This window comes from Nocardiopsis eucommiae, assembly GCF_965344335.1.
GTDB classification, from domain to species: Bacteria; Actinomycetota; Actinomycetes; order Streptosporangiales; family Streptosporangiaceae; genus Nocardiopsis; species Nocardiopsis eucommiae.
Genome location: NZ_CBDRIY010000028.1, coordinates 51,644 through 74,074, shown reverse-complemented (window position 1 = coordinate 74,074; position 22,431 = coordinate 51,644). Strand labels below are relative to the sequence as shown.

Sequence of the window (22,431 nt, the reverse complement as noted above, 5' to 3'; positions counted from 1 at the left end):
GGGCGTGATGGGATGGCGCCCATGACCACGACCACGACCAGTACCCCCACCCGGCCCAGCGCGGCGGCTGAGCTCATCGCCGACTTCGTCTCGACCGGCGGCCGACTCACCGACCGCGCCGACCTGGCCCGGTTCCTGAGGGAGCACCGACTCGTCACCGAGGGCGCCATCCCCATCACCCTCGCCGACCTCGACGAGGCCATCACGCTGCGCGACGGTATCCGCGCCCTGCTCGACCGCGAGAACGCACCGGACCCCGAAGCCCTCGGCCGCGCGCAGAAGGTCCTGGACGGGCTGCGCGTCACCGTACGGTTGGAGCCCTCCGAGGAGGCCGAGTCCCCACTGGCCCCCGCCGTCGTCGACGAGGTCCGCCGTGGCCTGGCCCGCGTCGCCGGAGCCTGGGCCGCCGTCCTCGCCACCGGCGAGTGGCGCCGCCTGCGTCCGTGAACTCCCGCCGCCCCGGTCGCGCGAGGCCGGGGCGGCGCCTCCGGCTCAGCCGAACAGCGAGGCCAGCGGACCTCTGCGCGGGCGCTCGGCCAGACGCCGCTCCAGGAAGGACTCCCACTGCGTGGTGACGTCCGCCAACCCGTAGTCAGCGGCCGAGGCCAGTGCCTCCGCTCCCATGCGGTGGCGCTCCTTCCGGTCCGCGACCAGGCGGTTGAGCGCGGCACCCAGGGCCTCGGTGTCCTGCGGCGGTACCAGCAGGCCGTTGCGTTCGTGGTCGATGATCTCCCTGGGGCCGTGCGGGCAGTCGAAGCTCACCACGGGAACCCCCACCGAGAAGGCCTCGATGATGGTCATCCCGAACCCCTCCACCCGCGAGCTCACCGCCAGCAGTGAGGCCTTCGACAGCTCACCCAGCATGTCCGTGGTCCGGCCCTTGAGGTCCACGTTGTCCTCCAGACCGAGGTGTCGCACCGTCTCGCGCAGCTCCTCGTCCCGGTCCCCGCCGCCGTGGATGTGCAGCCGCCATTCGGGGTGCTCCGCCACCACGTGCGAGAACGCCTCCACCAGCAGCGGGTACTGCTTGACCGGGGAGAACCGCCCGGCCGCAGCGATGATCGGGGCCTCCAGGGTGGAGCGGGGCGGCTCGCCCGGCTCCAGCGCGTTGGGCAGCGCGGTCAGCCAGCCCTCGGGGGACCGGAGCAGGTTCTGGTAGGCGCTCCGGTCGGACTCGGTGAGCACGCTCAGACCGCCGAGCTTCGGGTACGTCCTGGTGATCGCCGCGCGCACCTTGGAGTTGTGCTCGCCCAGGTTGAGGTGTTCCTGGCCGATGGTCAGGACGCGAGGGGGCGCCCACTCGGCCAGCAGCAGGTTGATCCCGGGGCGGGTCCCGATCACCACGTCGGCCTTGGTGGTGCGCAGGTAGCGGCGCAGCCCGGTGACCGACTCCGGCGTGTAGTTCTTGTTCCGGCGCCGCTCGGGCTCCGGCACGATCTGTTCGGCCTTTCTGAACCAGTGGTCCAGGACCCGTTGTCGGGGAAGTCTGAGCCGGGACTCGTCGGTCTCGTCGCTCAGGGGCACCAGGTCGACGTTCTCGTCGGGCGTGAAGAACGGTTTGCGCCGCTTGCGGACCAGACTGACGATCTCCACCTCATGGCGTGAGGCCAGCCCCCGAGCCAGGTTGTGCACGGTCCTCACCGTGCCGCCCATGGCGTAGCCGTTGGCGATGACGAATGCGATCCTCACAAGTTGCCCCAGACCCCACCCCGCGCGGTCGGGACGGGCACTTGTCCCAGGCCTCGGGGGATGGCGCCCCGCGTGGTTCCGGAGTGCGCGTACCCCCGTACCGCGCGCTTCGGGAACCTGGCCCAGTTCCCCCGATCCGCGAGCCATTATCCGCAAGGTAGCGATATCGGCCTAAAGATGAGGTAACAGAAAACCGGGACCTCGGTCCCGGGGGGTGACGGAGGTGCCCGGCCTCAGCCGTCGTCGCGGCGGCGCAGGTAGCGCTCGAACTCCTGGGCGATGGCGTCCCCCGTGGCCTCGGGCAGGTCCACCGTGTCCTTGGCCTCCTCCAGACCGCGCACGTAGGAGGCGATGTCCTCGTCCTCGGCGGTGAGGTCGTTCACCCCGGCCTCCCAGGACACGGACTCCTCCGGCAGGTCGCCCAGGGGGACCTCGGTCTCCACGAAGTCCTGGACCCAGCCCAGGAGGGCCAGGGTCGCCTTCGGGCAGGGCGGCTGCGCCACGTAGTGCGGGATGGCGGCCCACAGCGACACCGTCTCCACGCCCACGGCACTGAACGCCTCGTGCACGGCCCCCACGATCCCGGTCGGCCCGGAGTAGGTGGCCGCCTCCAGCCCGTACCGGGTGCCCAGCTCCACCGGGGAGCACATCCCGGTCACCGGGATGGGGCGGGTGTGCGGCGCGTCGGCCAGCAGCGAGCCCAGGACCACGGCGCGCCGGACCCCCAGCTCACGGGCGATGGCCAGCAGGTCAGCCGTGTAGGAGCGCCAGCGCATGTTCGGTTCGGGACCGCTCACCAGGACGACGTCGCGGCGCGCACCCGGGGGGCGGACCACCCGCACACGGGTGGTGGGCCACTCCATCTCGGTGAGCCTGCCGTCGGTCACCGTCATCCTCGGCCGGGTGACCTGGAAGTCGTAGTAGTCGTCCGGGGCCAGGGCGCACAGCTCGGTGGCGTTCCACTGGTCGGACAGGTGCGCCACGGCGAGGCTCGCGGCCTCACCGGCGTCGTTCCACCCCTCGAACGCCGCCACCATGACAGGCTCGACGAGCTCGCGGTCGAGCGGGATCATGGGCGGCCCCTTCCTGAAGACGGACCACACCACCCTATGGGGTGCCGAGCCGAGCGAGAAACCGTCGTGGGGGACCGACAACGCCTCCCCCACGCGTCACTTTGGGACGCCTGTCTCACGTGGCGAAACGCCCATGAGGTAGCCTCGCGACCAGCGACTGACCAGGACACCGCTGTCCTCGGACGCCGAACCCGCCCCGCCCCGCGCCGCGGGTCGACCCAGCGGCGCAGGTCCCGTGCCAAGCATCACCGGGATCGAGCTGGGCCCCGCGGTGCCCCGAGACTAAAGTTGTTGAACATGAGAGATCGACGGACGTTCCGTGAAGCACTGTCCCAGCGAGTGATCGTGGCGGACGGGGCGATGGGCACCATGTTGCAGGCGCACGATCTCGACCTCGACCAGTTCGAGGGCCACGAGGGCCTCAACGACATCCTCAACCTCACCCGGCCCGACATCGTGCGGGACACCCACGCCGCCTTCTTCGAGGTCGGTTCCGACTGCGTGGAGACCAACACCTTCTCCGCCAACTACGGCGGTCTCTACGAGTACGGCATCGAGGACCGCACCTACGAGATCGCGGAGGCCGGCGCGCGCATCGCCCGCGAGACCGCCGACGCCTACGCCACCCCCGACCAGCCCCGGTACGTCCTCGGCTCGGTGGGGCCCGGAACCCGGCTGCCCACCCTGGGGCACGCCCCCTACACGTTCCTGCGCGACTACTACGAGCGCGCCTCGCACGGGCTCATCGACGGCGGCTCCGACGCCATCCTCATCGAGACCTGCCAGGACCTGCTCCAGGTCAAGGCCGCGGTGGTCGGCGCCAAGCGCGCCCGCGCGGCCCTGGGCCGGGACGTGCCGATCATCGCCCAGGTGAGCATCGAGACCAACGGCACCATGCTCATGGGCTCGGAGATCGGTGCCGCGCTCACCTCCCTGGCCCCGCTGGGCATCGACGTGATCGGCCTCAACTGCTCCACCGGCCCCGCCGAGATGAGCGAGCACCTGCGCTACCTGTCGCACCACTCGCCCATCCCCATCTCCGTCATGCCCAACGCGGGCCTGCCCGAGCTCGGGCCCAACGGCGCGGTCTACAACCTCTCCCCGGGGGAGCTGGCCGACGCCCACGACACCTTCACCTCCGAGTTCGGGCTCAGCCTCGTCGGCGGCTGCTGCGGCACCACCCCCGAGCACCTGCGCCAGGTCGTCGAACGGGTCCAGGGCCGGGGCCTGAAGGAGCGCAGGCCCCTGGTCGAGGCCGCGGCGTCCTCCCTGTACCAGAGCGTCCCCTTCCGTCAGGACGCCAGCTACCTGGCGGTCGGTGAGCGCACCAACGCCAACGGTTCCAAGAAGTTCCGCGAGGCGATGCTGGCCGAGGACTGGGACTCCTGCGTGGAGATCGCCCGCGACCAGATCCGCGACGGCGCGCACGTGCTCGACCTCAACATCGACTACGTGGGCCGCGACGGCGTGCGCGACATGCGCGAGCTCGCCTCGCGCCTGGCCACCGCCTCCACCCTCCCGCTCATGCTCGACTCCACCGAGCCCCCCGTCCTGGAGGCCGGGCTGGAGGCGCTGGGCGGCCGCGCCGTGGTCAACTCGGTCAACTACGAGGACGGCGACGGGCCCGACTCCCGGTTCACCCGCATCATGGGCCTGGTCAAGGAACACGGGGCGGCCGTGGTCGGCCTGTGCATCGACGAGGAGGGCCAGGCCCGCACCGCCGAGTGGAAGGTCCGGGTGGCCAGCCGCCTGATCGACGAGATCACCGGCGACTGGGGGTTGACGACCGGCGACATCGTCATCGACTGCCTCACCTTCCCCATCACCACGGGGCAGGAGGAGACCCGGCGGGACGGCATCGAGACCCTCGACGCCATCCGCGAGCTCAAGTCCCGCTACCCCGAGGTGCAGACCACTCTCGGCCTGTCCAACCTGTCCTTCGGCGTCAACCCGGCCGCCCGGATCGTGCTCAACTCCGTGTTCCTGCACGAGGCCGTCCAGGCGGGCCTGGACTCGGCCATCGTGCACGCGTCCAAGATCGTGCCGATCAACCAGATCCCCGAGGACCAGCGCAGGGTGGCGCTCGACCTCGTCTACGACCGGCGCGAGGGCGACTACGACCCCCTGTCCGAGTTCATCGACATGTTCCAGGGGGTCGACGCAAAGGCGATGAAGGCCTCCCGCGCCGAGGAACTGGCCGCGCTCCCGCTGTGGGAGCGCCTGGAGCGCCGGATCATCGACGGTGAGCTCACCGGCATCGAGGCCGACCTCGACGAGGCCCTGGCCGAGCGCCCCGCCCTGACCATCGTCAACGACACCCTCCTGGAGGGCATGAAGACCGTCGGCGAGCTCTTCGGCTCCGGTCAGATGCAGCTGCCCTTCGTCCTCAAGTCCGCCGAGGTCATGAAGAAGGCGGTCGCCTACCTCGAACCGCACATGGAGAAGAGCGACGACGACGGCAAGGGCCGCATCGTGCTCGCCACCGTCAAGGGCGACGTCCACGACATCGGCAAGAACCTCGTGGACATCATCCTGTCCAACAACGGCTACGAGGTGGTCAACCTCGGCATCAAGCAGCCGGTGTCGGCGATCCTGGAGGCGGCCGAGGAGCGGCGCGCCGACGTCATCGGCATGTCCGGCCTCCTGGTCAAGTCCACGGTGATCATGAAGGAGAACCTGGAGGAGATGAACTCCCGGGGTGTCTCCGAGCGCTTCCCCGTGCTCCTGGGCGGTGCCGCGCTGACCCGCTCCTACGTGGAGCAGGACCTGGCCGAGATGTTCGGCGGCGAGGTGCGCTACGCCAAGGACGCCTTCGAGGGCCTGCGCCTGATGGACACCTTCATGGCGGTCAAGCGCGGTGAGGAGGGCGCCAAGCTCCCCGAGCTGCGCCAGCGCAGGGTGCGGCGCGGGGCCACCCTCAAGGTCACCGAGCCCGAGGAGATGCCCGCCCGCAGCGACGTCTCCACCACCAACCGGGTGCCCACCCCGCCGTTCTGGGGCGACCGGATCAGCAAGGGCATCCCGCTGGCAGACTACGCCGCCTTCCTCGACGAGCGCGCCACGTTCATGGGGCAGTGGGGACTCAAGGCCTCCCGTGGCGGTAACGGTCCGACCTACGAGGAGCTGGTGGAGACCGAGGGCCGCCCGCGCATGCGGATGTGGCTGGACCGCATTCAGACCGAGGGCCTGCTGGAGGCCGCGGTCGTGCACGGCCACTACCCCTGCTACAGCGAGGGTGACGACCTGGTCGTGCTGGACGACGACGGGACCACCGAGCGCACCCGCTTCACGTTCCCGCGCCAGCGCCGGGACCGGCACCTGTGCCTGTCCGACTTCTTCCGCCCCAAGGAGTCGGGTGAGTTGGACGTGGTCTCCTTCCAGGTGGTGACCGTGGGTTCGGCGATCAGCCGGGCCACCGCCGAACTGTTCGAGAAGAACGCCTACCGCGACTACCTGGAGCTGCACGGTCTGTCGGTACAGCTCACCGAGGCACTGGCCGAGTACTGGCACACCCGGGTCCGCGCCGAGCTCGGCTTCGCGGGGGAGGACCCCGCCGAGCTGGACGCGTTCTTCAAGCTCGGGTACCGGGGCGCCCGCTTCTCGCTGGGGTACGGCGCCTGTCCGGACCTGGAGGACCGCGCCAAGATCGTGCGGCTGCTGGAGCCCGAACGGGTGGGGGTGTCGTTGTCCGAGGAGTTCCAGCTCGTTCCCGAACAGGCCACCGACGCGATCGTCATCCACCACCCGGAGGCGACGTACTTCAACGTCTGACCTGCTGAGGTGTGGGGCCCCGCCGATGACGGACGCCGGCGGGGCCCTCCCCTTGGGGGTCGGGACCACCGGCCACCCACCACGCCACGAGTCGAGATGAGCGAATTGAGCACAGTGAGTTCCGAAGTGACCGAGACCGCCGCCCCGGTGGAACGCCGTCTCCAGGCCGTCCTGCTGGACATGGACGGCACCCTCATCGAGAGCGAGCACCTGTGGGGTGAGGCCGAGGCCGAGCTGGTCGCCGAACTGGGCGGCGAGTGGACCGGGGCCGACCACGAGGCCAACGTGGGCAACGCCGCCGAGCCGGTGGGCCGCTACATCATCGAGCTGACCGGTGCGGACCACCTCACTCCGCGCCAGGTCGCGGACCTGCTCTACGACCGCTTCCGCGCCAAGCTGGAGGGCGGGGCCGAACTGCGCCCCGGCGCCAAGGAACTGGTGACCATGCTCGCGGGGGCCGGGGTCCCGGCCGTTCTGGTGACCTCCACCGAACGCTCCCTGATCGAGACGGCGATCGGGGGCATCGGGCTGGAGAGCTTCGTGGACTCGGTCGCCGGTGACGAGGTGGACGCCAACAAGCCCCACCCCGACCCGTACCTGAGGGCCGCGCGCCGCCTCGGTGTGGATCCCGCGCGCTGTGTCGCGGTGGAGGACTCGGCGGTGGGGGTGACCTCCGCCGCCGACGCCGGCTGTGTCACCGTCGCGATCCCCAACCACGTGGAGATCCAGCCCCGCGAGGGCGTCGTCTTCCGGGAGAGTCTGGTCGGCATCGACCTGGAGTGGCTGGAGTCGTTGGTCTCCGGAGCCTGAGCCCGGACCTCCCTCGTCCCCGCCGTCCCACGCGCTCCGCGCCCGGTCCCTTGGTGACCCGCGCGCGGGTGGGTAGCGTGGGGCCGGGGTGACGCCCCCGGCGCCTCCGGCCGGGCGCACGCCCCGGGGACGTGCCCGACGGGACCACACGCCCTAGGGGATCGGCCGGATGTGGGTTCGTACGCGGGATGGGAGACTGGTCGCATGCCTGAGACTTTGAGTGAGAACGTCGGTATGGGGCTGGGGGCGGCCCTGACGGCGGTCGGTTTCGTCATCTCCTACTTCGTGTGGCGGAGGAAGGGCGCGGCCTACGGCCTGCGCGGCGTCGCCTGGTCGCTGTTGCCCGTGATCGCGGGCCTCCTGCTGCTGATGGACGTGGTGTTGCAGTTCGTCCTCGGCGTCCTGGGCATCCTGCTGACGATGGCCTTCAAACTCCAGTCGTGGGTCGGCCTCGGCCTCGCCGTGCTGATGGTGGTCCTGTACGTGGTGTCGGGGTTCATGAAGTCCAAGGGCATCGGGGTCAAGCCCGGTGCGCGACCCGAGGACAGGGCGCGGGCCAGGGCGGAGGGCGGGGGAGGAGCCCCCGCGGCCGGAGCCGCGCCGGCCCCGGCGGGACAGGTCAACGCCCCGAAGCAGGCCAAGGCGCCCTCCGCCGACGACGACTTCGACGACATCGAGGCGCTGCTCCGTAAGCGGGGCATCGAGTAGCCGACCCCTTCTCCGATGACGAGGGCGGTCCCGCGCGGGCGGGGCCGCCCTCGTCCGTGTCCGGGGGCGACACGAGCGGCGACGCGGCGCGGAGCGCGTCCCCGTGTGGCGTGGTTCACGTTGGGGAATGCGGCGAGTACTCACGGTTTCATAGCACTTGCCATAGAACCTTTGGATCGGGATGGTCCGCACGGTTTTGACCGTATCGTTGGCGGGGGTGCGGTCCCGGTCTTGTACCAGCTCAGCCCCGGTCGTCCGATGAATGCGTGCTTTGCGTGGTTTGTGGGCTTTAGTCGCCATGTGGGTTGTTTGTTAGTGTTTGTTACGTTTTGGCTACACAGGCAGACTTTGGACGACATGCACCCAAAGGGCGAGTAAATTGGTCGCTGTGTAACATCCCGGGCGGAAAGGTCCGTGACTGTGCCCAACCTCTCAACGGTCGGGTGCGTCGCGTGCCAGTACCGACGAGACGGGCCATCCTCTCGCCCCGTCGGTCCAACGCCCACGCCAGCCAGAGTCGAGAACCGGCAGGCCCCACCGTGAGACCCGGAAGGGTCACCCCCCGAGTGGCTCACGTGTGGGATCAGTCCCCTCGGCCAGAAGCGTATGAGTGGAGAGTGGTGGCCTGATGAGCGCGCCCTCGCATGCCCCTGAGGCGGCCGAACCGGTCGACTCGGAACCCGGCGCGACGGCCTCGGGTCGCAGCGACGCGGACAATCGGTCCCTGAGACAGATCGCCTGGCAACGACTGCGCCGCGACAAGGTCGCCATGGTCTCCGGCCTGGTCGTGGTCCTGCTCATCCTGGCCGCGATCTTCGCGCCCTTCCTGGTCAAGCTGTTCGGGCACCCGCCCACCCAGTTCCACCAGGACCTGATCGACCCGAGCCGCCGCGTCCCCTACCTCGACCCCGAGAACCCGGACGCGGGCATCGACCGTTGGGGCGGGATCAGCTCCGACCACCTGCTGGGCGTCGAGCCCACCACCGGTCGCGACCTGTTCAGCCGTATTCTCTACGGCGCCCAGATCTCCCTGCTGGTCGCGTTCCTGGCCACGCTGGTCTGCGTCGCCCTCGGCACCCTGCTCGGCATCATCGCCGGGTACATGGGCGGCTGGGTCGACACCGTCATCAGCCGCGCCATGGACATCTTCCTGGCCTTCCCGCTGATGCTGTTCGCGATCGCCCTCGTCGGCGTCATCCCCGAGGGCGTCCTCGGCCTGAGCGGCAACGGGCTGAGAATCGGCGTCATCGTCTTCATCATCGGGTTCTTCAACTGGCCCTACATCGCCCGCATCGTCCGCGGACAGACACTCGCCCTGCGCGAGCGCGAGTTCGTCGAGGCGGCCAAGAGCCTCGGCGCCAGCAACCGGCACATCCTCTTCAAGGAGATCCTGCCGAACCTGGTCACGCCGATCATCGTCTACTCCACGCTCCTGATCCCCACGAACATCCTGTTCGAGGCGGCCCTGAGCTTCCTTGGCGTCGGCATCAACCCGCCGACGCCGAGCTGGGGCAAGATGCTCTCCGAAGCGGTGCCCTTCTACCAGACGGCGCCCTACTTCATCATCTTCCCCGGTCTGGCCATCTTCATCACCGTCCTGGCGTTCAACCTCTTCGGTGACGGCCTGCGCGACGCCTTCGATCCCCGGACCTCGGACTGACCCGACTCCGTGCGGGGAGGCCCGTCTCCCGCCCCGCCCGGACAGCAGTCAACCCATGGTCCGACCATCCCCATACCAGGTTCAGAGAGGTACTTCCTTGATGAAGCGCACCCTCGGGTTCGTCGCGCTCGGCGCGGCGGCATCCCTCTTCCTGTCCGCCTGCGGTGGCGCCGCCACCGGCGGCGGCTCCGACTCGGCCGACAGCTTCGACCTCGGCTCCACCGAGGTCGTCAACGCCTCGGACAAGGCTGGCGGCACGCTCAAGTACGCGCTCGCCGCGGACTTCGACTCCACCGACCCGGGCAACACGTACTACGCGTTCAACTGGAACTTCTCCCGTTACTACGCCCGTACGCTCCTCGCCTTCAACCCCGAGCCGGGCGACAAGGCCACCGACCTGATCCCGGACATGGCCGTGGACCTGCCGGAGCCGAACGACGACTTCACCGAGTGGACCGTCAAGATCCAGGAGGGCCTCAAGTACGAGGACGGCTCCGAGATCACGGCCCAGGACATCAAGTACGGCATCGCCCGCGCCAACTTCAACGGCGGCGTGTTCACCGAGGGCCCGCAGTACTTCAAGGCCCACCTGGACCAGGACGACCACAACGTCTACGACAACGGTGACGACCCGCTCGCGGGCTTCGACTCCATCGAGACCCCGGACGACCACACCCTGGTCTTCCACCTCAAGGACTCGTTCGCCGAGTTCCCGAACGTGCTGACCCAGCCGCAGACCGCCCCGGTGCCGATCGACGCCGACCGCGAGGCCCTGTACCAGGAGAAGGTCGTCTCCTCCGGCCCGTACAAGTTCGACGGCCAGTACGAGCCCGGCGTCAAGCTCAACCTGGAGCGCAACGAGCACTGGGACGGCGACACGGACCCCGTGCGCCAGGCCCTGCCCGACCGCATCGAGGTCGAGATCGGCGTCTCCCAGGACGAGATCGACGAGCGCCTGCTCAGCGGTGAGCTCGACGTGGACCTCGCCGGCACCGGCGTGGGCCCGGCGATGAACGCCCGCCTGCTCGACGACGAGTCCGCCCAGGGCAACCTGGACAACCCGTACTCCGGCGCCCTGCGCTACGTGAACATCCACCTCCCGATCATCGAGGACGTGGCCTGCCGCCAGGCGATCATGTACGCCGCCGACCGCGACAGCATGTGGCGCGCCTGGGGCGGCGCGACCGGTGGCGACCGCGCCACCAGCCTGCTCCCCCCGGCGATCCCGGGCTCCGACGTCGAGTCGGACCTGTACCCGTCCACCGACCACAAGGGTGACCTGGACAAGGCCCAGGAGAAGCTCGACGAGTGCGGTGAGTCGGACGGCTTCAAGACCAACATCGCGGTCCGCACCGAGCGCGAGAAGGACGTCCAGACCGCCGAGGCGCTCCAGCAGTCGCTGTCCCGCGTCGGCATCGACGTCGAGATCAAGTCGTTCCCGTCCGGGGACTTCTTCGGCCAGTACGCCGGTTCGCAGGACTACGTCCGTGAGAACAACATCGGCCTGAGCGTCTCGGGCTGGGGCCCGGACTGGCCCAGCGGCTACGGCTTCGCCTCCAAGATCACGCACGGCGACGCGATCATGGAGACCGGTAACTTCAACACCTCCGAGCTCGACGACCCCGAGATCAACGGTCTCTGGGACGACGCCCTCAAGACCGAGGACCCGGAGGAGCGCGCCGAGCTCTACTCCAAGATCGACACCCTCGTCATGGAGAACGCCGCCATCCTGCCGGTGGTCTTCGACAAGACGCTGATCTACCGCTCGGACGAGCTGACCAACGCCTACTACCACCCCGCGTACATGATGTACGACTTCATGGCGCTGGGCGTCGACCGGGGCTAGGTCCCGAACTACCAGCCTGAACTAGTACGAGAAGGCAGGTGAAAGCGGCGGGGAGCCCGAGGCGATCCCTCGGGTGTCCCCGCCGCCGACCGCGATGCTGAATTATGTTCTCCGCCGCCTTGGTGCGGGTCTCTTGCTTCTCGCCGTCGTCACGGCGGTGACCTTCTGGATCTTCTACGTCCTCCCCAGGTGGGCGGGCGTCACCCCGCACGGCATGGCGGCGATGTACGTGGGCAAGGCGCCCACCCCGGAGGCGCTCGACGCCACCGTGGAGCGCCTTGGCCTCGACCAGCCCGTCGCGGTCCAGTTCATCGACTTCCTCCGCACGCTGCTGTTCGGCCAGGAGTTCACCTTCGGCCGAGAGACGGTCGAGTGCGCGGCCCCGTGCCTCGGCTACTCCTTCACCACGAACTCGCCGGTGCTGCCGCAGCTCCTGGACCGCCTCCCCGTCACCCTGTCCCTCGGCCTCGGTGCCGCGGTCATCTGGGTCGTCGGCGGTGTGGCCGTCGGTGTGCTCTCCGCTGTCAAGAAGGGCAGCGTCTTCGACCGTCTGGCCATGGGCGTCGCCCTCATCGGCGTCTCCCTGCCCATCTACTTCACCGGTCTGCTCGCCCTGGCCTTCCTGGTGCACGAGTGGGGCCTGTTCCCGGTGTCGCGCTACGTGCCGTTCACCGAGAACCCGGTGGCCTGGTTCCAGGTCATGTTCCTCCCCTGGGTGACGCTGGCGTTCCTGCATGCCGCCCAGTACGCGCGGCAGACGCGCGCGGGCATGCTGGAGACGCTCAACGAGGACTACATCCGCACCGCTCGGGCCAAGGGCCTGAGCGAGCGCAAGGTGATCTTCAAGCACGCCCTGCGTCCCACCCTGACTCCCATCGTCACCATCCTGGGTCTGGACATCGGCATGGTCCTGGGTGGCGCGATCCTCACCGAGACGGTGTTCTCCCTCAACGGTGTGGGTGCCTACGCGATCACTTCGATCGTGGCCAAGGACCTGCCCGTCGTCCTGGGCGTCACGCTCCTGGGCGCGGTGTTCATCGTCGTCTGCAACCTGATCGTCGACCTCCTCTACCCGGTCGTCGACCCACGGGTGCGCATCGCCAGGTAGGGCGCGCCGCACACGCCCCAGCGCGCCGAGCGCTGACTCCAGACCAGCTCTACTGAAGGAAATGTGACATGGCCTCGACCGGACCGGCATCGGCTGCCTCTGACGCAGTCGTGCGCGTGGATGACCTGCGGGTGACCTTCCCGACGATGGACGGCGACGTCCACGCGGTGAAGGGTCTCTCCTTCGAGGTGCCCGCCGGTGGCGCGCTGGGCATCGTGGGTGAGTCGGGTTCCGGCAAGAGCGTGACCTCGCTGGCGCTGATGGGCCTGCACCGGGGCAGCCGCGCCCAGATCACCGGGGCCATCGAGGTGGCCGGGCAGGACGTGGTGACCGCGAGCGACAGGAAGCTGCGTTCGATGCGCGGCAACGACATCGCGATGGTCTTCCAGGACCCGATGCAGTCGCTGCACCCGCAGTACACGATCGGCAACCAGCTGGTCGAGGCCTACCTGGTGCACCACCCCAAGGCGGGCAAGGCGGCCGCGCGGCAGCGCGCGGTGGAGGCGCTGGACCGGGTCGGTATCCCCGAGCCGGCCAAGCGGATCAACTCCTACCCGCACGAGTTCTCCGGCGGTATGCGCCAGCGCGTGGTCATCGCCATGGGCCTGATGTGCGACCCGAAGGTGCTGCTCGCGGACGAGCCGACCACCGCGTTGGACGTCACCGTGCAGGCGCGCATCCTCGACCTGCTGGACGAGCTGCGCCGCGAACTCAACATGGCGCTGATCCTGGTCTCCCACGACCTCGCCGTGGTGGCGGGTTCCGTGGACGAGGTCGTGGTCATGCGGCACGGTCAGGCCGTGGAGCGCGGTGACGTGCGCCGGGTGCTGTCGGCCCCCGAGCACCCCTACACGCAGGCGCTGCTGGCCGCGGTGCCGCGCGTGGAGATGTCGCGGGCCGAGCGGCGGGCGCAGGACCGCGCCGACCGCGTCGCGCGGGAGAAGCGCGAGGGCACCGTCACGAAGCCGGGTGACTTCGAGGCCTTCACCCCCGCCGCGACCGAGGACGAGCCGCTGCTCCGGGTCCAGGACGTGGCGCAGCGCTTCAAGGTGCGTGGCGGCATGTGGGGCAAGTCGACCGACTTCTGGGCGGTCAAGGGTGTCAGCTTCGACCTGTACAAGGGCGAGACCCTCGGCATCGTGGGGGAGTCGGGGTCCGGGAAGAGCACCCTGTCCAGGATGGTCATGCGGTTGCTGGAGCCGACCGAGGGCACGGTGGAGTTCGAGGGCCGGGACATCACGCACATGTCCGAGCGGGGGCTGCGTCCGCTCCGTCGGGACGTGCAGATGGTGTTCCAGAACCCCTACTCCTCGTTGAACCCGCGACTGACCATCGGTGAGAGCATCGGCACCGCGCTGAGGGTCCAGGGAGAGCGGGACGGCAGGAAGATCCGTTCGCAGGTCCAGGAGCTCCTGGAGCGGGTCGGGCTCGAACCCAACCACTACAACCGGTTCCCGCACGCGTTCTCCGGCGGTCAGCGCCAGCGCATCGCCATCGCCCGCGCGCTGATCCTCAAGCCCAAGCTCATCATCTGCGACGAGCCCGTCTCGGCGCTGGACGTGTCCACACAGGACCAGGTGCTCCGCCTGCTCTCCGAGCTCCAGGACGACTTCGGCCTCACCTACATCTTCGTCGCCCACGACCTCGCCGTCGTGCGCCAGGTCAGCGACCGCGTCGCGGTCATGCGCAGGGGCGAGATCGTGGAACTGGGGGACAGCGACTCCGTCTACGAGAGCCCGCAGAGCGACTACACGAGGCAGCTGCTCACCGCCGCCCCGGTCCTGGACCCCGACGAGGCCCGCGAACTGCGCGCGGAGCGCGTCGCCAGCCGCGCGGCCGACGCGGCGGCCTGACCGGCGTCGCCGGTGTGACAGGCCCCGGCCACTGAGGACAGTGGCCGGGGCCCCGTGTGTCAGGAGGGCTTGCGGAGCTCGGTGACGCAGTCGCGGTACTTGTCGACGGTGTACCGCCCGTCGGGGCCCCAGGAGGTCCGCTGCCCGGTGACCTCCAGCCCAGCCTCCCGGGCCCATCTGGCGAAGGCCTCGGGGGAGACGTCGGAGCGGTTGCCGTCGTCGCGCCACCGACGCTGGCTCAGCCACCGTTGGGCGATCCTGCCCGGGCGGCCCGCACGGCGGTTCACCGGGGCCAGGCGCAGCGACCAGTCCGGTTTGCCCGCGTGGTGGATCACCGCGGTCGCCCCCGGCTCCATCACGCGCGCGGCCTCCCCGAGGTAGCCGACGATCACGTCCGGCTCCAGGTGGACGAAGACGTCGAAGGACCACACGAACGCGACGGACGCGTCCGGCACCGGTTCCATCGAGTACCCGGTGGTGTGGTGGACGTTCAGACCGTGGCGATCGGCGAACCGCTCACGGCACCGCTCCAGGCAGCTCTCGTTGACGTCCACGATCCAGACCCGGTCGGAGCGCTCCAGGAGGTGCTCGGTCCAGCGGCCGTGGCCCGGGCCGACCTCCAGGGACGTGCCCCGGACCGCCCCCGGGACGAGGAGCTCCTCGACGAGCCCGGCCTTCCACTCCTCGTAGGGTTGGCCGCAGTACGACGCCATGTGGGCCCATTCGTCGCCGTCGCGTTCCCACGAGTGCGTGCCGCCCCAGGTCCGGCGATTCCAATCAACGGTGGGCATTTCTCTGTTCCTCCTGGGGGTGGCCTGCGTTCGTGCTGGTGAATCGACTCGCATCCTATCTTCGCGTCGGGTGACCGTCCCTTTGGTGATCAGAGGTCATTCTTTGTTAGGATTCGCGTGCCTTTTCCGCCGTGGACTCCGGAGGCTTTCCGCGCACGGGGGAATGTGCTGACCGTGTACCGGGCAGGAAGCCCGGATGGGCGCACTGGTGTTGGTCAGGCACGGACAGACCGAGTGGAGCAGAGCGGGACGGCACACCGGCCGCACCGACCTGCCACTGACCGAGGAGGGTGAGCGGCAGGCACGGTCGGTCCGCCCGCTGCTGGCGGACCACCGGTTCGAGCTCGTACTCACCAGCCCCCTCGGACGAGCCGTGCGCACCGCCGCACTCGCCGGTCTCGGCGGCGCCCGGACCCACTCCGATCTCGTGGAATGGGACTACGGTGCCTACGAGGGGATCACCACCCGCGAGATCCACCGGGAGCGGCCCGACTGGAACCTGTGGACCGACGGGGTGCCCCCGGGATCGGAGGGGTTTCCCGGGGAGAACCCGGAGCAGGTGGGAGCGCGGGCCGACCGGGTGCTCCACGACCTCTCCTCCGCGCTGGAGCGGGGCGATGTGGCCCTGGTGGCCCACAGCCACCTCCTGCGTGTGCTCACCGCGAGGAGGCTGGGTCTGCCGCCTTCCGGGGGCGCGCTGTTCCGTCTCGACACCGGCTCCGTCAGCACACTCGGAACGGAACACGGGCGTCCGGTCCTGACCTCCTGGAACCGTTCCTGGGATCCGCCGGAATGAGGCGTCGATAAAGGGTGCGGCGCGAGGAAAAGGTGTTTTCGGGTTTTATGCGCACCGGTGTCTTGGGTACGGTTCCCTTGGATGGACAACGAAGCGCGAACAGGAAACGTACTCCCGATCCCTCGTCCACGCCCCGCTCCCGATGACGGACCTCCGCCCCGCTCGCTCCCGCCCCCGGACCCCCGCCAGCCCCACCATCCCGGACCGTAGTCCGGTCGGTCGCCCGTGTCGGACCCTCTCCCGGCACGGACGCCCGCCGTCGGCGTCCGCCAAGGTCCCGGGCAGCCGCCACAATGGAGGGATGTCGAAGCGCGCCCCACGTCACCAACCGCCCCCGCCCGCGGACCACGCCTGCCCCTGCGGCAGGACGAGGTCGTACGGCCAGTGCTGTGGAAGGCTGCACGACGGCTCCGCCAGGGCGGCCACCGCCGAGGACCTCATGCGCTCGCGGTACAGCGCCTTCGCCGTCGGTGACGAGGCGTACCTGCTCCGGTCCTGGCACCCGGACACCCGTCCGGCCGACGTCGGGCTGGACACGGACACCGAGTGGGTCCGGTTGGAGATCCTTGCCACTGAGGAGGGCACCCCCTTCCACAACGAGGGCGTGGTCGAGTTCCGCGCCCACTACCGGGAGGACGGTCGGTCCGCGAGGGTGCACGAGCGGAGCCGGTTCCTGCGTCACGAGGGAGCCTGGGTCTACGTCGACGCCCAGTAGAGCCCGGGCTCCGGTCCCGTGAGCGGGTGGACACGGGCCGTCGGTGCCAGACGGTGGGAAGGGACCGCGAACACCTCCCGACCGGTCCGCGGCCGTACTGGTGGCACCCGGGGTCACGGGGCCGCGCTCAGGGAGAACCGCTCGACCTGCGTCCGGTCGGACGGACCTCGACCACGAGACCAGGTCGGTGACCCCGCACACCCCCGACGAGGAGTTCGCGCCGCTCGTCGACTCCCCGGTGCGCCGGGACTCGAGATGGGGTTCGGCGGTCAGATCTGGTCGCGCAGCCGCCGGGCCAGGTCGCACGCCCGGGCGGCGGTGTCCGCGTCGGGGTGGTGCCGGGCCAGCGCGTCCAGGACCGGGAGGGTGTCCGGGTGGGCCCTCAGACGGACCGGGTCGGGGTCCGCCAGCACGGTCCGCTCGACGTCCGGTGCGCCCCGCGCGGACAGGAACTCCGGGAGGTCCGCGTTGTCCGGTGTCAGCGCCGCCGCGATCACGTCGATCACCACCCACGACCCGTGCTCACCCAGGACCCGGTCGATGCCGCGCTGGGTGAGCATCCCCGAGGAGAGCAGGACCACCGCCGCCATACTGGCCACGGCGGGGCGCGGCGAGTGGAGCAGGGAACGCAGTTCGGGTTCCAGCTCGGAGCTGGTGGTGTTGAGGACCTGGGTGCCCACCCAGCGGCGGAGGGCCACGCCCGGCCCTGAGACGACCTCGCTGATCTGCCGTAGCGCCTCGGCGGGGCCGCGCCGGTCCAGCCACGGTCCCGCCTCCGCGAGCCGCTCCTCGACGGGCAGCACGGACAGCGCGTCCAGGAACCGAGCGGCCCCGGCACCCGCGAGGGTGTCCACCAACGGTGCGTGGATGCCCACCTCCAACAGAAGCCGGCGGACCCCGTACCGCCCCAGCGCGGTGAGTTCGACCGTGCAGTGACCGTGGCGGTCCGGCCCGGAGGCGCGGGTGGGGCGGTGGTCCAGAGTGACCGCCCCGGTGTCGGAGAGCTGCCACAGGACGTGCAACAACAGGTCGGTGGCTCTGGACGGAGGCGGCGGCGGGGCGAGCAGCGCCTCGCGTGCCAGCGTGTCCAGGTCCGGGCGGGAGCCGTCCGGTGCTTCGTAGAGGTGGCGCAGTACTCCGGGGAGCAGGTCGGGGCCGGTGGTGCCCGGGACGGGCGGGTCCGTGGGCGCGAGGTCGCCGCGGGCGTGCTCGATGGTGTGCTCGAACTCCTGGAACCACCAGCCCAGGACCTGTTCGGGGTCGCGGACCCGGTGTTCGAGCCCCGGGGCGGGACGGGCGCGTTCGTCGTCGATCTCCACCAGACCGAGGCGCAGCGCGGCGGACCAGGGGACGACGAAGTGGGCGACCTCGGCCACCGAGTGGAGGCCGCCCAGCCAGGTGGCGCGTTCGGTGACCAGGCTGGGGAGGTCGGGCGGCCAGAGCGCGAACCGGGTGATGGCGGTCCGGGCGTCGTCGATGCCGGGCACACCGTGCCGGGTCACCGGGGTGCCCGGGGCGCTCCACCGGGCCAGGCTGAGGGCGTCGCACAGCAGCGGGGAGTCCAGCGCCATGCGGGCGAGTGCGTCGTGGGGGAGCAGTGACACGGGCCTTGCGGCGAGGGGTGGGTGCTCCGGGTTCGACGGGTCATGAGAGGGCATGTCCGCTCCCGGTTTCTCTTCGGGTGTTCGTCTGCGGACCTTGGTCCGGGGGAGTGTTCCGCAGGTCTTCGTGAGTTCCTCTTGTACCGCTCCCGCGAGGGGCGGCGGGGCGGTTTCCCACAGATCGGTACGAACCCGGGAGCTGGTCGTCCACAGAACGCCGTTCGGATCCGGTGCCGTGGACGTGGGCTGTCTAGGCTGAGGGAATGGACCGTCGCGCAGCGCTGGAGTCGCATGTCCGCTCGATGACCGCCGAAGGGGTCGCGGACCTCCTCGCCACCCTCGCCGAGGGGGTGGTGCGCTACGCGCGGGCCACCCCGCAGACCCTCCTGCACCTGCTGCCGATCCTGGCCTACCGCCCGCGTGCCTTCGAGCGGCTGACCCTCGCCCACCACCAGGTGCTCTACGCGGCGGTCGGCGCGGTGGAGGACCGCGACCGCCTCGGCGCGCCTCCGGCAGGCGACGGACCGACCGGGGAGAGGGTGCCGGGTCCGGTGGGTCACGAGACGCTGCTGGCGAGGGTGGACGCCGACCGCCCCGGCCTGGCGCGGGTCCGCGCGGAGGAGACCGTCTCCGATCTCGTGGCGCTGGCACTGCTGTGGCCGGACGGCCGGGGCGGTTACCACCTCCCCGACGACGCCTTCGCACAGTTCGGTCTGCCCCGTGTGCCGCCCCCGGTCCGCTCCGGACTGGGTGAGCTCGACCTCGCCGGTGTCCGTCGGATCGCGCTGACCCTGGGCCTGGACCCCACTGAGGGCCGGGGCGCTCTGACCGGCGGGATCGAGGCGGTCCTGGGCGCACCCGAACGCGTGTTGGAGCTCTGGCACGCCGCGCGGCACGACGTCGCCCACCTGCTGCTGGACCACGCCTTCCTCGGGACGGAGGCGCGGGCGTTCCTCACGAGGGCGGAGGGAGAACCGCTCCACGTCCCGGCGGAGGGGACCGGAGACCCGGACCTGGACTGGATGTTCGAGCACGGCCTGTTGCTGCCCCCGGATCGTCCCGGCGACGGGCTCGTGATGCCGAAGGAGGTGGCGCTGGCGGTCCGCGGCGCCCATCCCTGGCCGTTCGAACCCGCGCCGCGGCCGGTGGTGGGCGTTCCCGTGGACCGGATGACGCCCGGCGGCGGCGCCGACGTGGCCGAGGGCGCGCGACGCGCCCTCACCGCCCTGGCCGGAGCCGACGCGCGGCTCCTGGACGCGGTCACCGAACGCCCGCCCAGGTTGCGCCGGGACGGGTTCCTCATGAAGCAGGGGAGACAGCGCCTCACCCGGGTCGCCGGAGGCGACGAGGACCTCGCCAGGGTCTGGCTGGAGGCCGGAGCCGTCCTGGGGCTCCTCACCGTTCACCAGGGCCGGGTCGCGCCGTCCGACCAAGTGGGGGTCTGGCGTGGCCTCGACACGGAGACCAGACTCGCCGCGCTGGCGGAGGCCTGGGCGGGAACGGAGGACGCCGCGCTGTGGTGGCCGACCCCGGAGAGCGCGTCCCTCGTCCGGGTGCGGTCAGGACGGGCCCGGACGCGGTGGGCCCTGGCGTGCGTGCTCAACGACCTCCCCTGGGGGACCAGCACCGGAGTGGAGGGTCGACGGCTGCTCGCGGATCGCGCCGAGGGACGCGAACCGCCGACGGGCGCGCGGTGGCTGGTCTCGGCGGTCACCTGGCACCAGCCTTCCGTGGAGGGGGAACCCGACACGGCGGGCCGGGTGCTGCGTGCGCTGCGGGAGGCGGAGGTGCTCGGGGCGGTCTTCGGCGGCGCGACCACCGAGGTCGGCCGGGCGCTGTCGCGGCGCTGCCGGGGCCGGTGGGAGACCTGGCCGCACGGGAGCCCGGGGACGGTGGAGGCCGTCCGTCGGGCTCTGGGACTGGCCCCGTTGGAAGGAGGGGGTGGCGTCACCGTGGGGTCGGAGGAACGGGGCAGCCGGGTGCCCGGGGACCGTAGCGAGGAGCCTGGTGGTCTGGTCGGACCGGAGGAGGAGCGTCACCGGGAGCTGTGCGAGGCGGCCGGGGAGCTCTTCGGACCGGGGTGGTACGGAGGGGACGCGCGTACGGACGGAGCATGATCATCCTCACCGCGACAGCGGGTGGTCACTGTGTGTGGAGCACGTGCGTATCGGGTAGTGCACGGCGACCCCGGCGCGGGGTGCGAGGAGGTTGACGGTGCGTGAACGCGCCAACCACGGTGTTTCCCGATTTCCCCCCGATTCCTGTAGGGAATGAAGCGTTCCGGGGCGAAGATTACTGCTGGGTAACAGCACTGGTCCGGCTGGTCGAGGGTGGTCCTGGAGCCCGCGTGACCGTGTGTAGGATTCCCCCTGCGTTCGCGTCACTCGGTCACTGTCGGTCGCGATCCACCACCCAGCCACAGCCCCCGTGCGTCCGTGTGCCCTCTTCGGGTTCCGTGCGCGCTGAGGCACGTCTGTCGTGCCCCCGCACGCCACGGGACCGTACTGAGAGGTAGACATGTCCCCTAACACCGTTGGTCTGGCACTGCTCCTTCTGGGGGTGCTGCTTCTGGTCTCCAAGCTCGTCCGCGTCAGGTGGAAGCTGACCCAGAAGCTGTACCTGCCCAGTTCGATCATCGGTGGGGGGATCGCGCTCCTGCTCGGCCCCGACCTCTTCGGCAGGGCCATGGGGCTGCTGGCCGACCAGGGCATCGCCGTCGGGTTCGCGGAGCGCGCGGCCGAGGGCGGGCTCTTCGGCGTCGACATCATGTCCGTGTGGTCCTCACTGCCCGGCCTCCTGATCTCGGTGGTCTTCGCCAGCCTCTTCCTGGGCAAACGCATGCCGAAGATGCGTGAGGCGATCGACCTGGCCGGACCGAACCTCTCCTTCGGCATCACCGTGGCCAGCGGTCAGTACGTCATCGGTCTGCTGCTCGCCCTGCTGGTCCTGGCGCCGTTCTTCGGCGTCCCGGTGATCTCCGGCGCGCTGATCGAGATCGGCTTCCTCGGCGGACACGGCACCGCCGCGGGGCTCGGCGACACCTTCCAACAGGTCGGCTGGGCCGAGGGCCAGGACCTGGCGCTGGGCATGGCCACCGTCGGTCTGCTCTCCGGCGTCGTCATCGGCATCATCCTGATCAACTGGGGTGCCCGTCGCGGCAAGACCAGCGTGATCAGCTCCGACAGCAAGGGCACGGACCGTGAGCAGGCCGGCCTGGTCGAGCCCGAGAAGCGCACCCCCGGTTCGATGATGACGGTCCACCCCTCCTCCATGGACCCGCTGACGCTGCACTTCGGCCTGGTGGCCCTCGCGGTGATCATCGGCCAGCTCATCCTGTCGGGCCTCCAGTGGGTCGAGCAGGTCGTGTGGGCCGACAGCATCGAGATCATGGCCTACGTCCCGCTGTTCCCGCTGGCGATGATCGGCGGCATCATCGTGCAGCTGTTCATCGACCGGTTCGACCGCAACGACATCGTGGACGAGCAGTCCGTGGAGCGGATCCAGGGCCTGTCGCTCGACGTGCTGGTCATCGCCGCCATGGCGACCCTGTCCCTCCAGGCCATCGCGGACAACATCGCCACGTTCGCGATCCTGTCCGTCGCGGGCATCCTCTGGTGCCTGTTCGCCTTCCTGTTCCTCGCGCCGAGGATCATGCCGAACTACTGGTTCGAGCGCGGCATCGGTGAGTTCGGCCAGTCCCTGGGCGTCACCGCCACCGGCATGGTGCTCATGCGCGTGGTCGACCCCGAGGTGAGGACCCCCGCCTACCCGGCGTTCGGGTACAAGCAGCTGGTGTTCGAGCCGTTCTTCGGCGGTGGTCTGGTCACCGCCGCCGCGATCCCGCTGATCGTGAGTCCGCTGGTCGGGCCGTGGGGATTCCTGGCCATCATGGCCGCGACGATGGTCGCCTCGCTCTTCTTCGGCCTGGTCGTGCTGCGGCGCAGGCGCCGCAGGGAGGAGCAGCGGGCGGAACAGAACGGCCAGGAGCAGGTCCCGGTCGCCTAGGACTG

The 22,431-nt window shown here is 70.2% G+C and carries 16 protein-coding genes; 12 read left to right on the top strand and 4 right to left on the bottom strand.

The window, feature by feature from the left end; translation table 11 throughout:
* Positions 1-21: 21 nt before the first annotated feature.
* On the top strand, positions 22-447 hold the full coding sequence (locus tag ACRWK8_RS18330; protein ID WP_431871772.1) for an ABATE domain-containing protein: 426 nt from the start codon (positions 22-24) through the stop codon (positions 445-447).
* Positions 448-492: 45 nt separating this feature from the next.
* On the opposite strand, the gene ACRWK8_RS18325 is transcribed toward ACRWK8_RS18330, so the two are convergent.
* Complete coding sequence (locus ACRWK8_RS18325; protein ID WP_431871770.1) at positions 493-1,689, bottom strand: glycosyltransferase family 4 protein; 1,197 nt, start codon at positions 1,687-1,689, stop codon at positions 493-495.
* A gap of 233 nt (positions 1,690-1,922) precedes the next feature.
* Entirely contained in the window at positions 1,923-2,762 is an 840-nt protein-coding gene (locus ACRWK8_RS18320) for a PAC2 family protein (protein ID WP_378736906.1), read from the bottom strand.
* A 297-nt stretch (positions 2,763-3,059) separates the two neighbouring features.
* Here ACRWK8_RS18320 and metH point away from each other — a divergent pair, with 297 nt between their 5' ends.
* The 7 genes from metH to ACRWK8_RS18285 all read left to right on the top strand — a co-directional run bounded on the left by metH (position 3,060) and on the right by ACRWK8_RS18285 (position 14,518).
* The gene (gene metH, locus ACRWK8_RS18315) at positions 3,060-6,533 is read left to right on the top strand and encodes a methionine synthase (RefSeq protein WP_431871768.1); all 3,474 of its coding nucleotides are present in this window, start codon (positions 3,060-3,062) and stop codon (positions 6,531-6,533) included.
* Positions 6,534-6,629: 96 nt separating this feature from the next.
* A complete protein-coding gene (locus ACRWK8_RS18310; protein ID WP_431871766.1) occupies positions 6,630-7,343 on the top strand; it encodes an HAD family hydrolase in 714 nt (237 codons plus the stop codon).
* A 234-nt stretch (positions 7,344-7,577) separates the two neighbouring features.
* Positions 7,578-8,051: a cellulose synthase gene (locus tag ACRWK8_RS18305; RefSeq protein ID WP_431871781.1), complete on the top strand. Its 474-nt coding sequence runs from the start codon at positions 7,578-7,580 to the stop codon at positions 8,049-8,051.
* A 628-nt stretch (positions 8,052-8,679) separates the two neighbouring features.
* The gene (locus tag ACRWK8_RS18300; RefSeq protein ID WP_378736900.1) at positions 8,680-9,711 is read left to right on the top strand and encodes an ABC transporter permease; all 1,032 of its coding nucleotides are present in this window, start codon (positions 8,680-8,682) and stop codon (positions 9,709-9,711) included.
* Between the two features lie 97 nt (positions 9,712-9,808).
* Positions 9,809-11,557 (top strand): ABC transporter substrate-binding protein, encoded by a 1,749-nt coding sequence (locus tag ACRWK8_RS18295; RefSeq protein WP_431871763.1) that lies wholly within the window; start codon positions 9,809-9,811, stop codon positions 11,555-11,557.
* 94 nt (positions 11,558-11,651) lie between these two features.
* The gene (locus ACRWK8_RS18290) at positions 11,652-12,665 is read left to right on the top strand and encodes an ABC transporter permease (protein WP_378736896.1); all 1,014 of its coding nucleotides are present in this window, start codon (positions 11,652-11,654) and stop codon (positions 12,663-12,665) included.
* A gap of 68 nt (positions 12,666-12,733) precedes the next feature.
* Positions 12,734-14,518, top strand: a complete 1,785-nt coding sequence (locus ACRWK8_RS18285) for an ABC transporter ATP-binding protein (RefSeq protein WP_431871761.1) — start codon at positions 12,734-12,736, stop codon at positions 14,516-14,518.
* A gap of 59 nt (positions 14,519-14,577) precedes the next feature.
* Here the strand turns inward: ACRWK8_RS18285 and ACRWK8_RS18280 are convergent, their stop codons facing one another.
* A complete protein-coding gene (locus ACRWK8_RS18280) occupies positions 14,578-15,309 on the bottom strand; it encodes a class I SAM-dependent methyltransferase (protein WP_431871759.1) in 732 nt (243 codons plus the stop codon).
* Between the two features lie 196 nt (positions 15,310-15,505).
* Here ACRWK8_RS18280 and ACRWK8_RS18275 point away from each other — a divergent pair, with 196 nt between their 5' ends.
* Positions 15,506-16,105: a histidine phosphatase family protein gene (locus ACRWK8_RS18275; protein ID WP_431871757.1), complete on the top strand. Its 600-nt coding sequence runs from the start codon at positions 15,506-15,508 to the stop codon at positions 16,103-16,105.
* A 301-nt stretch (positions 16,106-16,406) separates the two neighbouring features.
* A complete protein-coding gene (locus ACRWK8_RS18270) occupies positions 16,407-16,820 on the top strand; it encodes a YchJ family protein (RefSeq protein WP_378736889.1) in 414 nt (137 codons plus the stop codon).
* Positions 16,821-17,089: 269 nt separating this feature from the next.
* On the opposite strand, the gene ACRWK8_RS18265 is transcribed toward ACRWK8_RS18270, so the two are convergent.
* Complete coding sequence (locus ACRWK8_RS18265; RefSeq protein ID WP_431871755.1) at positions 17,090-18,478, bottom strand: hypothetical protein; 1,389 nt, start codon at positions 18,476-18,478, stop codon at positions 17,090-17,092.
* Between the two features lie 206 nt (positions 18,479-18,684).
* Between ACRWK8_RS18265 and ACRWK8_RS18260 the strand changes: the two genes are divergently transcribed.
* Both ACRWK8_RS18260 and ACRWK8_RS18255 read left to right on the top strand, forming a co-directional pair.
* On the top strand, positions 18,685-20,538 hold the full coding sequence (locus tag ACRWK8_RS18260; protein WP_431871753.1) for a hypothetical protein: 1,854 nt from the start codon (positions 18,685-18,687) through the stop codon (positions 20,536-20,538).
* A gap of 400 nt (positions 20,539-20,938) precedes the next feature.
* Positions 20,939-22,426 carry a sodium/glutamate symporter gene (locus ACRWK8_RS18255; protein WP_378736883.1) on the top strand — a complete coding sequence of 496 codons (1,488 nt, stop codon included), beginning with the start codon at positions 20,939-20,941 and terminating at the stop codon, positions 22,424-22,426.
* Positions 22,427-22,431 lie beyond the last annotated feature (5 nt).